Source organism: uncultured Leifsonia sp. (assembly GCF_945957465.1).
Classification (GTDB): Bacteria; Actinomycetota; Actinomycetes; order Actinomycetales; family Microbacteriaceae; genus Leifsonia.
The window spans coordinates 16,751-29,871 of the sequence record NZ_CAMFLC010000003.1; the positions used below are offsets into that span (position 1 = coordinate 16,751).

The window sequence follows — 13,121 nt, forward strand, 5'->3', positions numbered from 1 at the left end:
TCTCCACCCGGGTCATGTGGTCGACAGCAGTTCGGATACCGCGGAGGGAACGTAGGGGCTCACGTCCCCGCCGAGGGAGGCCACCTGCCGCACGAGGGAACTCGAGACGTGCGCGTTGGCCGGGTCGGGCAGGAGGAAGACGGTCTCCACGTCGGCCAGGTGCCGGTTGACGATCGCCATCGGCGTCTCGTAGGCGACGTCGACCTGGGAGCGGATGCCCTTGACCAGCACGTCGGCGCCGACGTCGGTGCAGTAGTCGACGAGGAGGCCGACCGACCAGGACGCGACGATGATGCGGCCGCCGATCCCCGCGTCCTCGATGGACCGTTCGATGAGGGCGACTCGTTGGGCGATCGGCAGCAACGCCGACTTGTCCGGATTGTGGACGACCAGCACGTGCACCTCGTCCCAGAGTCGCGCGGCCCGCTCGATGACGTCGAGGTGCCCGAGAGTGACCGGGTCGAACGATCCAGGGACTACGGCGATCCTGTTCATAGGCGTCCAGACTATCCCGCGATACCCGGCATTTCGTTGTGAATCCGTTATCTTGCCGACGCAGCGTGTTGCGTGGGCCCGCGAAGCGACGGCAGGATGCCCGGCCGCCGTGCGGCCGTCAGGACTTGCCGAGGAACGCCCGTTCCGACTCGTCCAGCCGGCGCGCCAGCGCGGCCGCGAGAGCGGGGTGCGCGGCGAGGCCGCCGTCGTCCAGCGTCTCGGCCGCCGCGACCCGGGCTTCTGCGATCAGCTCGCCGTCCGAGACGACCCGCAGGAGTTTCAGCGAGGAACGGCCTCCCGACTGCCTGCTGCCGAGCACGTCACCCTCGCGCCGCAGTTCGAGATCCACATTGGCGAGTTCGAAGCCGTCGAGGGTCGCGGCGACAGCATCGACGCGCTGCCGCGCGAGCGATCCGTCCTCCGCGTGCGTCACCAGCAGGCAGAGCCCCGGCACCCCGCCGCGGCCCACCCGGCCGCGCAGCTGGTGCAGCTGGGAGACGCCGAACCGGTCGGCGTCCAGCACGATCATGGCCGAGGCGTTCGGAACGTTGACGCCGACCTCGATGACCGTCGTGGCGATCAGGAGGTCGATGTCGCCCGCGGCGAAGGCGCGCATCGCCGCGTCCTTCTCGTCGGACGCCAACCGGCCGTGCAGCACCCCCACGCGCGTCTGCGCGAACAGCGGGTCGGCGCGCACCTGCGCGGCGACCGACTCGACGTTCGCCGCCGGCCGGGGCGGGCCGGCACTGTCGGCTGCACTGTCGGCCGGCGCTTCCTCGCCGTCGTCCTCCGCCTCCTTGGCGCTGATCGCGGGACAGACCACGAACACCTGGCGCCCGCGCGCGATCTCCTCCGAAGCCCGCTCCCAGATGCGGCGCTCCCAGCCGGGCCGGTCGGCGAGCGGCACCACGAAGCTCTCGATTCCCTGGCGCCCGGCGGGGAGCTGGGCGATCGTGGACACCTCCAGGTCGCCGAACACCGTCATCGCGACGGTACGAGGGATCGGCGTCGCGGTGAGCACCAGCACGTGCGGCGGGGTTCCGCCCTTCGCCCGCAGCGCCTCGCGCTGCTCGACGCCGAACCGGTGCTGCTCGTCGACGACGACGAGGCCGAGATCGTAGAAGCCGACCGCGTCGCCGAGGAGGGCGTGCGTGCCGACCACGATCCGGGACTGCCCGCTCACGGTGCGCAGCAGCGCGCGCTTGCGCTCCGCGGTCGAGAGCTGGCCGGTGACGAGCGTCGGCATCAGCTCGGCCGAAAGGTCGGGCCCGAGCATCTCGGCGATCGAGCGGAGGTGCTGCGCGGCCAGCACCTCCGTCGGCGCCAGGAGCGCCGACTGGCCTCCGCTGTCGGCCACGGCGAGCATGGCTCGCAGCGCGACCAGCGTCTTTCCGGAGCCCACCTCGCCCTGCACGAGCCGGTGCATCGGCTGTGACGCCGCCAGGTCGTGGGCGATCTCGCGTCCGACGTCGGCCTGATCGCCGGTCAGGGTGAAGGGCAGCACGGCGTCGAACCGTTCCAGGAGGCCGCCGGGCACCGCCTGGCGCGGTGTCGCTGCGACGCTGCGGGCCTCGGCGCGCTGCTGCAGCAGCGCCGCCTGCAGCACGAACGCTTCCTGGAACCGCAGGGCGTCGCGGGCGCGCTGCCACTGGGCGTTCTTCTGCGGGCGGTGGATGCCCTCGAGGGCGTCGCGGAACGCCAGCAGGCCGCGCTCGGCGACCACGGCTGCCGGCACGGGATCGGGGCACGGCCCCAGCGCGTCGAGCGCCAGGGCGACCGCCTTCTGCACCTGCCAGCTCGCCACCGTGCCGGTCGCCGGGTAGATCGGGATGGGCGTCTGCGCCCATTCCTTCGCGGCGGCGCTCCCCGGGGCCACGACGTTCTCCGCGTCGTCCTCGAACAGCTCGTAATCGGGATGCGCAAGCTGGAGCGCACCGCGATAAGCCGACACCTTGCCCGCGAAGATCCCGCGCACGCCGGGCCGGAGCTCCCGCGCCCGCCACGCCTGGTTGAAGAACGTGAGCGTCAGGATGCCCTCGCCGTCGGAGATCGTGACCTCCAGGATCGAACCGCGCCGCGCGCGCATGGGCCGCTCCTGCACCCGCAGGACCTCGGCGATGATCGTCACGTTCTCGTCGAGCGGGAGCTTGGCCAGCGCGGTCAGCTCCCCACGGGTGGCGTAGCGACGCGGGTAGTGCGACAGCAGATCCGCGACCGTGCGCATCCCGAACGCCTTCTCGAAGGCCGATGCGGTCCGTCCGCCGAGCACGCCGGTGAGCCGGGACTCGAGCGAGACGGTGCCGTCGGCGGCCGGGGCGGTGCTGGAGGTCATGGTTCGATCGTAGGGGCGGCCTCCGTCGCGGGATGGTCACGGGCCGAGTCGCGCGCCGCGTCGTCCGTCGCGACGTGCGCCTGTCCCTCCACCTCCGCCAGCGCGGCCAGCTCGGCCTGCACATCGCTCTCCTCCGGCCGCTCGGCCGCGAGCCTGCGCTGGATCGCGAGCGCCTCCTGCCACCGTCCGACCTCGCGCAGTGCGCGGGCGAGGGACCACTGCGCGGCGAACTGCTGGTCGAGGGTCCCGTGGCGTTCCGCCGCCTCCAGCGCCGCCTCGAACTCGCCCACCGCCGCCCGAGCGTCGCCGGCCTCGAACAGCGTCCAGCCGCGATTGTTGTGCAGGGCGACGCCCCAGCGCAGCGTCCGCGGGTCGTCGGAGGACCGCAGCCCCGCCAGCCCCTCCTCCGTCCACTGCTCGGAACGGGACGGGTCGGCGATGGCCAGCATGTGCGCGGCGTCGGCCGCGAGGAAGTCCTCACCCTCCCGGCGTGCGGCGAGCAGGGCCTCCTCGAGCAGGGCGACGGCCTCGTCGACGCTGCCCGCAGTGTTCCTCAGCCGGCCGCGTTCCAGGAGGATGCGTACGGCGAGGGTTCCGATCGCGGGCTCGAGGGAGTCGAGCAGGCCGTCCGCTTCGGCGAACCGGCCCTGAAGGCCGAGAGCGCGGGCACGCTGGGTCTCGAGCTCGGCGCGCACCAGTTCGGGGCGGTCGGGTTCGGCAGCGGCGATCGCGAAGCGTTCGGCGGAGGCGATCGGGTCGTCGAACCGCCACAGGGCGTCGAGTTCCGCCTGCGTGAGGCGTTCGTCCATCCTCCTATTCTGCTGACGCCGGCACGACACCGCTAGGGCGTGTCAGCCGTCGGCGGCCATGCCCTAGGCTCGGATGGCTATGACCCGAATCGTCTCCGGTTTCGCCGGCTCGCTGACGCTGCAGGTTCCCAAGAGCGGCACCCGGCCGACGAGCGACCGCGTGCGGGAGGCCGTGTTCTCGGGACTGGACGCGCGCGACCGGGTGCGGGGCGCCCACGTCCTCGATCTGTTCGCGGGTTCCGGAGCGCTCGGGCTGGAGGCGGCCAGCCGTGGCGCCGCGCACGTTGTCCTCGTGGAGAAGTCGGCGGCGGCCGCGGCGATCTGCCGCCGGAACGCCGCAGCGGTCGTCCGCGCCGCTCCGAAGGACGCTCGCCGGCCGACCGTGGACGTGCGCGCGACCGCGGTGCTGCCGTATCTGGCGGCGGCGTCGTCGACCCCCTTCGACCTGGTCTTCGTCGACCCGCCCTACGATCTCCCGGACGCCGAGCTGCGCGCCGTGCTGACGGCGCTCGTCCCGCTCCTCGCCGAGGACGCCGTGGTGTGCGTCGAGCGCAGAACCCGCGACGGCGCGCCCACGCTCCCCGACGGCCTCGAGCTCGACCGCACACGTTCCTATGGCGAGACCGCCGTTCATTACCTCAGCGCCGGCGGCTGACACCATCGGCGGCCGGTCGGCGCCGATCCGATCCCGGTCGCGCCGCCGGTCCCCGGTCCCACCACGTCAGCCCGCGGCGCCGTCCCACTCCAGGTAGGGGTCCCAGCCGCCGCGTTCGACGAAGGGCCGCCCGCCGACGAGGAGGCCGGAGCCCTCGCGCACCATGCCCACGGGGCGAAAACCGCCGGGCAGCAGCGTGCCGGCGGGGAAGCAGGCGAGAAGACCGTGGTCCTCTCCCCCGGTCAGCGCCGTGACCGGGTCATCGCCCAGTTCGCCCGGATCGAGATCGATTGCTACCCCGCTGGCCTCCGCGACACGTCGTGCGTCGAGTGCGAGCCCGTCGCTCAGGTCGAGCATCGCCGTCGCGCCGGCGTCCGCCGCGCGCGGCCCGTCCGCGACGGGCGGCCGGGGCCGCAGCTGCGCGTCGACGAGCTCGGGATGGTCGGCCAGCACCCGCCGGAACGCGTCGATGTCGGGCTCCCCGGCGGAATCGACGGCCTCAGCGAAGAGCAGCTTCAGCCCTGCGGCCGCCGCGCCCAACCGCCCGGAGACCGCCACGACATCGCCCGGCCGCGCGCCACTGCGCAGAACAGGAGCGCGTCCCTGCAGATCGCCGAAGGCCGTCACGGCGATCGTCAGCGTGTCGGACGCCGAGAGATCGCCTCCCACGACCCCGCAGCCGGGGGCGAGCGCGGCGCACGCGGCGCGCAGCCCGTCGGCGAACGCCTCCAGGGCGGCGACCGGGAGCGACGGCGGGGCGGCGATCGCGACCACCAGCGCGGTCGGCACGGCGCCCATGGCCGCGATATCCGACAGATTCGTCGCCGCGGCCTTCCAGCCGAGGTCCTCCGGCGATGACCAGGCCAGACGGAAATCCGGCCCGTGCACCATCATGTCGGTCGAGACGACATACCGGCCGTCGGGCGCCGCGAGCACGGCGGCGTCGTCGCCGGGACCGACCAGTGTCGCGACGGACTCCGGAAGGCGCGGGAAGATGCGCTTGAGCGCCTCCCGCTCCGACACCGCCGCGACCGTGTCGGCAGGGCTCCCAGAATCCACCATGACTCCCAACGGTAGCCTGAATCCTGATGTCCCCACGCCGCTCCCCCCGCCCGGTCGCCCTCGTTCTCACGATCGCCGCTGCGGCGCTCGCCCTGACGGGCTGCGCGCCCACCGTCTCACTCGACCCGGCTGCCGACGCCAACGATCCCGGATGCGCCGAGATCTCGGTGCGGCTCCCCGACTCGGTCGCCGACAAAGATCGCCGGGAGACCGATGCCCAGGCCACCGGCGCCTGGGGCGACCCCGCAGCCGTGCTGTTGCGTTGCGGGGTGCCGCCGCTGGGACCGACGACCAAGCCCTGCGTCGACGTGAACGGGATCGACTGGGTGCTCATGTCCGACCCGGCCGCCAAACAGGTCGTCTACCAGACCTTCGGCCGCACGCCGGCGACGGAGGTCGTCATCGACCACGTCTCGGGCGCGTCCGACGCCGCCGTGCTCCCGGAGTTCGCTTCGGCCATCGGCAGTGTCAAGCAGACGCAGAAGTGCTTGTCGACGCTCGACGCTTCGCTGACGCCGCCGACGTCCACCCCGGCTCCGACGCCCACCCGCTGACTGCCGCGGAAGCACCGCGGCGCGCGGCGAAACGCGTGCGTCACGCCGCGCGCGCGATCGCCACCTGGATGAGCTCGTCGATCAGATCGGGATACGACAGTCCCGACTCCTGCCAGCATCGCGGGAACATCGAGATCGGCGTGAACCCCGGCATCGTGTTGATCTCGTTGACGACGAATCCGTCCGGCGTGAGGAAGAAGTCCACCCGCGCGAGCCCCTCGCCGCCGATCGCATCGAACGCCCGCACCCCGAGGTCGCGCATCTCCGCCAGGTCGGCCTCGCTCAGCGGGGCGGGGCAGACCAGCTCGATCCCGGGCGCGTCGAGGTACTTCGCCGCGAAGTCGTAGAAGTCGCGGCCGGTGATGACGATCTCACCGGCGACGGACGCGCGTGCCGGTTCGCCGGGACGGCCGCCGAGTACGGCGATCTCCACCTCGCGGCCGGCGACCGACGCCTCGATCAGCACGCGGTCGTCCTCGGCCAGCGCGGTCTCGATAGCAGGGGCCAGCTCGGCCCAGGACGACACCTTCGACACTCCGACGCTCGACCCCGCACGAGCGGGCTTCACGAACACCGGAAGACCGAGCGCGTCGGCTGCAGTCCGTACCGCCTCGGGCTGCGTGCGCCACTGATGCGCTGTGACGGTCTGCCACGGCGCCACCGGGATGCCCGCCTGCTGGAGGACCGTCTTGGTGAAGTGCTTGTCCATCCCGAGCGCGCTCGCGAGCACGCCGCTGCCGACATAGGGCAGGCCGACGAGCTCGAGCATGCCCTGCACGGTCCCGTCCTCTCCCCACGGACCGTGCAGGATCGGGAAGACCACGTCCACGGCGCCGAGCGACGACCGGGCGCCGTCGGCCGTCACGACGAACAGCTCGCGGGACGCGACCGAGTCGGGCCAGACGATGCGCGAACCGTTGTCCTCGACCTCCGGGAGCGCATCGGCGTTCAGCGCGAAGCGTGCGGCGTCATCCGGCTGGAGCGTGAACGCCCCCTCGTCGGTGATGCCGACCGGGATGACGTCGTACCGGTCACGATCGATCGCCGCCAGTACTCCCGCCGCCGTCGCGCAGCTGATCGAATGCTCGCTTGAGCGACCTCCAAACAGAAGTGCGACTGCGACCTTGTCCGTCATCCGTTGTCCTTTCTCCCTGCGGTTCGTCGTCGTCGGTGGTGAGGTGGGGTGCGATGTCCTTCGGGTCGAGGGTGCCGGCGAGCACCTGACTGACCTGCCGGACGATCGGCATCTCCACCCCGCGCTCCTCTGCGAGCCGGAGGATCGGGGCCACCGACGCGAGGCCCTCCGCCGTCTGGTTCATCTGCTTCACGACGTCGTTGAAGCTGTAGCCCTGGCCCAGCAGGCGCCCTGCGGTGTTATTGCGGCTGAGCGGCGACTCGCACGTCGCGATCAGATCGCCCAAGCCGGCGAGCCCTGAGAGCGTCGGCGCCTCAGCACCGTATGCGACCGCGAAGTCGGTCATCTCGACCAGGCCGCGCGTGATGATGGAGGCCTTCGTGTTCTCGCCGTAGCCGACGCCGTCCACGATCCCGATCGCGACCGCGATCAGGTTCTTGAGGACACCGCCGAACTCGGTGCCGATCACGTCCGTGTTGACGAAACTGCGGAAGTACCGGTTCGTGGCGGCCATCGCGACGGCCTGGGCCGTCTCGAGGCTGGCCGACGACACCACCGCCGCGGTCGGCTGCTCGCGCGCGATCTCGAGGGCCAGATTCGGGCCGGAGGCCACGGCGATGCGCTCGGCGTCGATCGGGAGGCCCTGCGCGATCACTTCGCTCATCCGCAACCCGGTGCCCTTCTCGACACCCTTCATCAGGCTGACGACGATGGTCGACGGGCCGAGGTGCGGTGCGATCGCGTCGAGGTTCGAACGCAGCGTCTGGCTCGGGATGGACACGAACACCTGCTCGGCGCCGCGCATGGCCTCGCCGAGGTGGGAGGTGGCGCGCAGATCACGCGGCAGGTTGATGCCCTCGAGGTAGTCGCTGTTGCGCTTGACCTCGTTGATCTCCCGGGCCAGCTCCGGCCGCCGCGCCCAGAGCACGACGTCGTTGCCGCCGTCGGCGAGGATCTTGGCGAACGTCGTACCCCAGCTCCCGGCGCCGAGAACGGCGATCCGGCGCGGAGGCGTGGTCGATCGTCTGGCCGCCTGGGCCTTCCTGTCAGCCATCGAAGCGGCCGGTCTCCTTCTGGTTGTGCGCCGACGGGTCCCAGCGCGTCTCGGGGGCCTTCTCTCCGCGCAGGTCTGCCAGCAACTCGGTGATGGCGTTCATGATGACGTCGGTGGCCTCGGTCAGCGTCGCCTGGTCGAGGCTCCGGCCGCGGAACGCCGACAGATCGACCGGATCGCCCACCTTGACCTGGATCGTCTTGCGCGGGAAGAAGCTGACCTTCTTCGCGTAGCGGGCCATGACCTGCTGCGTTCCCCAGTGCGCCATCGGGATGACGGGGAGATCGTGCTCGAGCGCCATCCGGGCGGCGCCGGTCTTGCCCCGCATCGGCCACATGTCGGGGTCGCGGGTCAGCGAGCCCTCCGGGTAGATGATGACGACCTTGCCGTCGTCCGCGATCTTCTGCGCCTCGTCGAGCGGGGCCGAGCCTCTGCCCGAACCGCCCCGGGCGACCGGGACCTGCCCGGACTTCCGCAGGAACCAGCCCACGACCGGCACCCGGAAGAGACTGTCCTTGGCCAGGAAGCGCGGCAGCCTGCCCAGCTTCCAGACCACCATGCCCATCATCACGGGATCGATCTCGCTGTAGTGGTTCGGCGAGATGATGTAGGCGCCGTGCCGGGGCAGCTTGTCGCCGTCGGTGATGCGGAAGCGGGCCAGGAGGCTCCCCAGCGGGATGATGAGCGCAGCCAGCACCCAGAAGATCGAGGGTCTGCTCTTCTCGGATCGCTGACGCGCGCCGGGTCGCGCAGGCTTCGCGGAGTTCGCCGCTCGGTCGGGGTTCACGGGTTCTTCGGGATGGGGCACCGTCCCATTATCGCGGGCCTCAGCCCTCGAGGACGAAGTCCGCTCCGAGCAGCTGCAGCTTGGTGATGAACCTCTCGTACCCGCGGCTGATGATGCCGACGTTGCTGACGGTCGAGCGCCCCTCGGCGGTCAGCGCCGCGATCAGGTGGCTGAACCCGCCGCGCAGATCGGGGATCTCGATGTCGGCGCCCTTCAGGTCGACCGGACCCATGATCACCGCGGAGTGGTTGAAGTTGCGCTGGCCGAACCGGCACGCGTGGCCGCCGAGGCACTCCTTGTGCACCTGGATCTTCGCGCCCATCTCGATGAGTGCGTCGACGAAGCCGAAGCGCTGCTCGTAGACCGTCTCGTGCACGATCGAGACCCCGCTCGCCTTTGTCAGCGCGACCACCAGCGGCTGCTGCCAGTCGGTCATGAAGCCCGGGTGCACGTCCGTCTCGATGACGACCGGCTTGAGCTCGCCGCCGGGGTGGAAGAAGCGGATGCCCTCGTCGTGGATCTCGAACGCGCCGCCGACCTTGCGGAAGACGTTCAGAAAGGTCAGCATCTCGGGCTGGCGGGCGCCGCCGACGTAGATGTCGCCGTGCGTCGCGAGCGCGGCCGCCGCCCAGCTCGCGGCCTCGTTGCGGTCGAACAGTGCGGTGTGACTGTAGCCGACCAGCTTGTCGACGCCCTCGATGCGGATCACCCGGTCGGTGTCGACGGAGATGATCGCGCCCATCTTCTGGAGGACGTTGATGAGATCCATGATCTCGGGCTCGATCGCCGCACCCTTGAGCTCGGTGATGCCCTCTGCGCGCACCGCGGTGAGCAGCACCTGCTCGGTCGCGCCCACGCTCGGGTACGGGAGCTCGAGCTTCGCGCCGTGCAGGCCCTCGGGCGCCGACATCCGGATGCCGCTCGGGAGCTTGTCGACGACCGCGCCGAACTTGCGGAGCACCTCGAGGTGGTAGTCGATCGGCCGGTCGCCGATGCGGCAGCCGCCGAGGTCGGGGATGAACGCCTCGCCGAGCCGGTGCAGGAGCGGGCCGCAGAACAGGATCGGAATGCGGCTGGAGCCCGCGTGCGCGTCGATGTCGGCCATGTGGGCCGACTCGACCGCGCTCGGGTCGAGCAGCAGCTCGCCCTCCTCGGCGCCGTCCGTCACCTTGACCCCGTGGACCTCGAGCAGGCCGCGGACGACGCGGACATCGCTGATGTCCGGGACGTTCCGCAGCACGCTCGGGCCCTCGCCCAGCAGGGCGGCGACCATGGCCTTCGTGACGAAGTTCTTGGCGCCGCGCACCTCGATGCGGCCCCGCAGGGGGCGTCCGCCGTTGATCGTGATGCGGTCGGCCGTCAGGCCGACGTGTGCGCCGGCCGCCTGAGCGTCCTGAAGTAGAGAGTTCACATTTTCACCGGGAGGGTCTTGGGCCGCCAACGGGCGCGGGCGGCTTCGAATTCGGAGATGCGCGCCTCGTCGCGCAGGGTCAGAGCGATGTCGTCCAACCCTTCGAGCAAACGCCAGCGAGTGTAGTCGTCGATGTCGAAAGACACCTGCACTTCGCCGACGGTCGCAGTCTTGGCAACCAGATCGACGGTCGCCGCTATTCCCGGGCTCGCCTCGATCGCGTCCCAGAGGCGCTCGGCGTCCTCCTCGGAGATGATGCCCGTCAGGAGTCCCTGCTTGCCCGAGTTGCCCCGGAAGATGTCGGCGAACCGGGGGCTCAGAACGACCCGGAAGCCGTAGTCGCGCAGAGCCCACACCGCGTGCTCGCGCGACGATCCCGTGCCGAAGTCCGGGCCGGCGACGAGCACGCTCGCGCCCTGGTAGGCCTCCTGGTTCAGGATGAACTGCGGGTCTTTGCGCCACTCGTGGAAGAGGGCGTCGTCGAAGCCGGTCTTGGTCACGCGCTTGAGGAAGACGGCGGGGATGATCTGGTCGGTGTCGACGTTGGACCGGCGAAACGGCACAGCCACACCGGTGACGGTCTCGAACTTCTCCATCAGGCGCCCACCTTCTCTCCCGTGCGGCCGGCACCGTCCGGGCTGTCCGCATCGTCGTGCTCGAGGTCCCAGGGGCTCGAGAGCCTGCCGCGGATCGCGGTGGCGGCCGCGACGAGCGGCGACACCAGGTGCGTGCGACCGCCCTTGCCCTGCCGGCCCTCGAAGTTGCGGTTCGAGGTGGAGGCGCAGCGCTCCCCCGGCGCGAGCTGGTCCGGGTTCATGCCCAGGCACATCGAGCAGCCGGCGAACCGCCACTCGGCCCCGAACTCCTCGACGATCTTGTCGATGCCCTCCGCCTCGGCCTCGATGCGCACCCGCGCACTGCCCGGGACGACCATGACGCGTACGCCGTCGGCCTTCTTGCGGCCCTTGATGACGGACGCGAAGGCGCGCAGGTCTTCGATCCGGCTGTTCGTGCAGGAGCCCATGAAGACCGCGTCGACGGGGATGCTCTTCATGGGAGTGCCCGGGGTCAGGTCCATGTACTCCAGTGCGCGCTCGGCGGCGGCGCGGGCGTTCGGCTCGTCGATGGCGGCCGGGTCGGGCACGGCCTGGCTGAGCGAGACCCCCTGCCCGGGGTTCGTGCCCCAGGTCACGAACGGCTCGATCTCGGCTGCGTCGAGGTAGACCTCGGCGTCGAACACCGCGGCGTCGTCGGTCGCCAGCGTGTTCCAGTAAGCGACGGCGTCGTCCCAGTCGGAGCCCTCCGGCGCGTGCGGACGGCCCTTCAGGTAGGCGTAGGTGGTCTCGTCGGGCGCGACCATCCCCGCGCGCGCGCCGGCCTCGATCGACATGTTGCAGATCGTCATCCGGCCCTCCATGGAGAGCGAGCGGATGGCGCTGCCGCGGTACTCGAGCACGTAGCCCTGCCCGCCGCCGGTGCCGATCTTGGCGATGACCGCCAGGATGATGTCTTTGGCCGTCACGCCGGGGCGCAGCTCGCCCTCCACCGTGATGGCCATGGTCTTGAACGGCTTGAGCGGCAGGGTCTGCGTGGCGAGCACGTGCTCCACCTCGCTGGTGCCGATGCCGAACGCCATGGCGCCGAACGCACCGTGCGTCGAGGTGTGCGAGTCGCCGCAGACCACGGTGATGCCCGGCATGGTGAGGCCGAGCTGCGGCCCGACCACGTGCACGATGCCCTGCTCGACGTCGCCCAGCGAGTGCAGGCGGACGCCGAACTCCTCGGCGTTCTTGCGCAACGTCTCGATCTGGGTGCGGCTGGTGAGGTCGGCGATGGGGCGATCGATGCCGATCGTCGGGGTGTTGTGGTCTTCGGTGGCGATGGTCAGGTCGGGCCGCCGCACCGGGCGGCCGGCCATCCGCAGGCCGTCGAACGCCTGCGGGCTGGTGACCTCGTGCACCAGGTGGAGGTCGATGTAGATCAGATCGGGCGAGCCGTCCTCGCCCTTCACGACCAGGTGGTCCCGCCAGACCTTCTCTGCGAGGGTCAGCGGGGTGCGCTGGGCCGCTGCGTCCTGAGACTGCGGGGCCGGCGAATCCGACCCGGGGAACTGCGTCGTCATCTCGGTGTACTCCTTGAGCTTTCGTGTGAACGGATCAGCCGTCGACGGACTCCGCGGCGAGGGTGGCCTGAGAACTAGGACTCGCCGCGGCGGCTAAGGAGGAGAAGACCCGCGAACACCGTTTCAGGGTATCACCCGGGTGCGCGTCGGCCCGCAGGCGCACCGCCGCTCACGCCCGTTCGACCAGGAGCGCGAGGTCGCCGAGCAGCAGCCGGCCGCCGCTGCCGATCCTGCCCGTGGTGCCGGGCGGCACGCGGGTCGCCGCGCCGCCCGCCGACACGACGGTCACGCCGTTGGTGGAGTGCAGGTCGGTGATCTCCAGCTCATCGCCAGCCGGGCGCACGGCGGCGTGGGTCTTCGAGACGGTCGACGTCGGGTCGTCGAGCACGACGAGCTCTGCTGGCCCGGGGTGGACGGCGGCCGACGGGTTACGGCCGAGCAGCACGGTCGCCGTCACGGGGATGCGCGTACCGCCCGGCGCGGTGAGCCTCCACACCGGCGCGGGCTGCGGCGGCACGGCGCCGGGAACCGCGGGGGGCAGGAACGAGGGCAGCGGCGACGGTGCCCCGCCGCCGATCGGGCGGCCGACGTCGCGCGCGTCGCCGCCGTCGTCCGGCCGGCGCGCCGGTATCAGCCCCGGCGGCGGCACGATGAAGCCCGGCCTGTCGTCGCCGGCGCCGTCCGATGTCCCCACACGCCCACTCT

Annotated in this window: 13 protein-coding genes; 2 read left to right on the forward strand and 11 right to left on the reverse strand. The window is 71.2% G+C overall.

Annotated features, from left to right (window positions below; translation table 11 throughout):
• Nucleotides 1-12: 12 nt before the first annotated feature.
• From coaD to Q0Q23_RS02320, 3 genes are all read right to left on the reverse strand, one after another.
• Nucleotides 13-495, reverse strand: coding sequence for a pantetheine-phosphate adenylyltransferase (gene coaD, locus Q0Q23_RS02310; RefSeq protein WP_295118713.1), 483 nt, complete (start codon nt 493-495; stop codon nt 13-15).
• A 118-nt stretch (nt 496-613) separates the two neighbouring features.
• Nucleotides 614-2,827, reverse strand: a complete 2,214-nt coding sequence (locus tag Q0Q23_RS02315; protein ID WP_295118716.1) for an ATP-dependent DNA helicase RecG — start codon at nt 2,825-2,827, stop codon at nt 614-616.
• A complete protein-coding gene (locus Q0Q23_RS02320) occupies nt 2,824-3,636 on the reverse strand; it encodes a hypothetical protein (RefSeq protein WP_295118719.1) in 813 nt (270 codons plus the stop codon). Before Q0Q23_RS02320 ends, Q0Q23_RS02315 begins: the two co-directional genes overlap by 4 nt.
• Before the next feature lie 79 nt (nt 3,637-3,715).
• On the opposite strand from Q0Q23_RS02320, the gene rsmD reads away from it, so the two are divergent.
• Complete coding sequence (rsmD, locus tag Q0Q23_RS02325; protein ID WP_295118722.1) at nt 3,716-4,291, forward strand: 16S rRNA (guanine(966)-N(2))-methyltransferase RsmD; 576 nt, start codon at nt 3,716-3,718, stop codon at nt 4,289-4,291.
• Nucleotides 4,292-4,357: 66 nt separating this feature from the next.
• Here the strand turns inward: rsmD and Q0Q23_RS02330 are convergent, their stop codons facing one another.
• Nucleotides 4,358-5,353, reverse strand: a complete 996-nt coding sequence (locus tag Q0Q23_RS02330) for a thiamine-phosphate kinase (protein WP_295118725.1) — start codon at nt 5,351-5,353, stop codon at nt 4,358-4,360.
• A 26-nt stretch (nt 5,354-5,379) separates the two neighbouring features.
• Between Q0Q23_RS02330 and Q0Q23_RS02335 the strand changes: the two genes are divergently transcribed.
• Entirely contained in the window at nt 5,380-5,907 is a 528-nt protein-coding gene (locus tag Q0Q23_RS02335) for a DUF3515 family protein (protein ID WP_295118728.1), read from the forward strand.
• A 40-nt stretch (nt 5,908-5,947) separates the two neighbouring features.
• On the opposite strand, the gene Q0Q23_RS02340 is transcribed toward Q0Q23_RS02335, so the two are convergent.
• From Q0Q23_RS02340 to Q0Q23_RS02370, 7 genes are all read right to left on the reverse strand, one after another.
• A complete protein-coding gene (locus tag Q0Q23_RS02340) occupies nt 5,948-7,042 on the reverse strand; it encodes a D-alanine--D-alanine ligase family protein (RefSeq protein ID WP_295118731.1) in 1,095 nt (364 codons plus the stop codon).
• On the reverse strand, nt 6,939-8,096 hold the full coding sequence (locus Q0Q23_RS02345; RefSeq protein WP_295118734.1) for an NAD(P)H-dependent glycerol-3-phosphate dehydrogenase: 1,158 nt from the start codon (nt 8,094-8,096) through the stop codon (nt 6,939-6,941). The genes Q0Q23_RS02340 and Q0Q23_RS02345 overlap by 104 nt, the downstream gene beginning before the upstream one ends.
• On the reverse strand, nt 8,089-8,883 hold the full coding sequence (locus Q0Q23_RS02350) for a 1-acyl-sn-glycerol-3-phosphate acyltransferase (protein ID WP_295119113.1): 795 nt from the start codon (nt 8,881-8,883) through the stop codon (nt 8,089-8,091). Before Q0Q23_RS02350 ends, Q0Q23_RS02345 begins: the two co-directional genes overlap by 8 nt.
• Nucleotides 8,884-8,923: 40 nt before the next feature.
• A complete protein-coding gene (gene murA / locus Q0Q23_RS02355) occupies nt 8,924-10,294 on the reverse strand; it encodes a UDP-N-acetylglucosamine 1-carboxyvinyltransferase (protein WP_295118737.1) in 1,371 nt (456 codons plus the stop codon).
• A complete protein-coding gene (gene leuD, locus Q0Q23_RS02360; protein ID WP_295118740.1) occupies nt 10,291-10,890 on the reverse strand; it encodes a 3-isopropylmalate dehydratase small subunit in 600 nt (199 codons plus the stop codon). Before leuD ends, murA begins: the two co-directional genes overlap by 4 nt.
• The gene (gene leuC / locus Q0Q23_RS02365) at nt 10,890-12,416 is read right to left on the reverse strand and encodes a 3-isopropylmalate dehydratase large subunit (protein ID WP_295118743.1); all 1,527 of its coding nucleotides are present in this window, start codon (nt 12,414-12,416) and stop codon (nt 10,890-10,892) included. Before leuC ends, leuD begins: the two co-directional genes overlap by 1 nt.
• Nucleotides 12,417-12,585: 169 nt before the next feature.
• A complete protein-coding gene (locus Q0Q23_RS02370; protein ID WP_295118746.1) occupies nt 12,586-13,110 on the reverse strand; it encodes an FHA domain-containing protein in 525 nt (174 codons plus the stop codon).
• Nucleotides 13,111-13,121 lie beyond the last annotated feature (11 nt).

Bases quoted from the DNA above. Each gene is read 5' to 3' on its own strand.
- coaD (WP_295118713.1), bottom strand. From the start codon at position 495: ATGAACAGGATCGCCGTAGTCCCTGGATCGTTCGACCCGGTCACTCTC.
- Q0Q23_RS02315 (WP_295118716.1), bottom strand. From the start codon at position 2,827: ATGACCTCCAGCACCGCCCCGGCCGCCGACGGCACCGTCTCGCTCGAG.
- Q0Q23_RS02320 (WP_295118719.1), bottom strand. From the start codon at position 3,636: ATGGACGAACGCCTCACGCAGGCGGAACTCGACGCCCTGTGGCGGTTC.
- rsmD (WP_295118722.1), top strand. From the start codon at position 3,716: ATGACCCGAATCGTCTCCGGTTTCGCCGGCTCGCTGACGCTGCAGGTT.
- Q0Q23_RS02330 (WP_295118725.1), bottom strand. From the start codon at position 5,353: ATGGTGGATTCTGGGAGCCCTGCCGACACGGTCGCGGCGGTGTCGGAG.
- Q0Q23_RS02335 (WP_295118728.1), top strand. From the start codon at position 5,380: ATGTCCCCACGCCGCTCCCCCCGCCCGGTCGCCCTCGTTCTCACGATC.
- Q0Q23_RS02340 (WP_295118731.1), bottom strand. From the start codon at position 7,042: ATGACGGACAAGGTCGCAGTCGCACTTCTGTTTGGAGGTCGCTCAAGC.
- Q0Q23_RS02345 (WP_295118734.1), bottom strand. From the start codon at position 8,096: ATGGCTGACAGGAAGGCCCAGGCGGCCAGACGATCGACCACGCCTCCG.
- leuD (WP_295118740.1), bottom strand. From the start codon at position 10,890: ATGGAGAAGTTCGAGACCGTCACCGGTGTGGCTGTGCCGTTTCGCCGG.
- leuC (WP_295118743.1), bottom strand. From the start codon at position 12,416: ATGACGACGCAGTTCCCCGGGTCGGATTCGCCGGCCCCGCAGTCTCAG.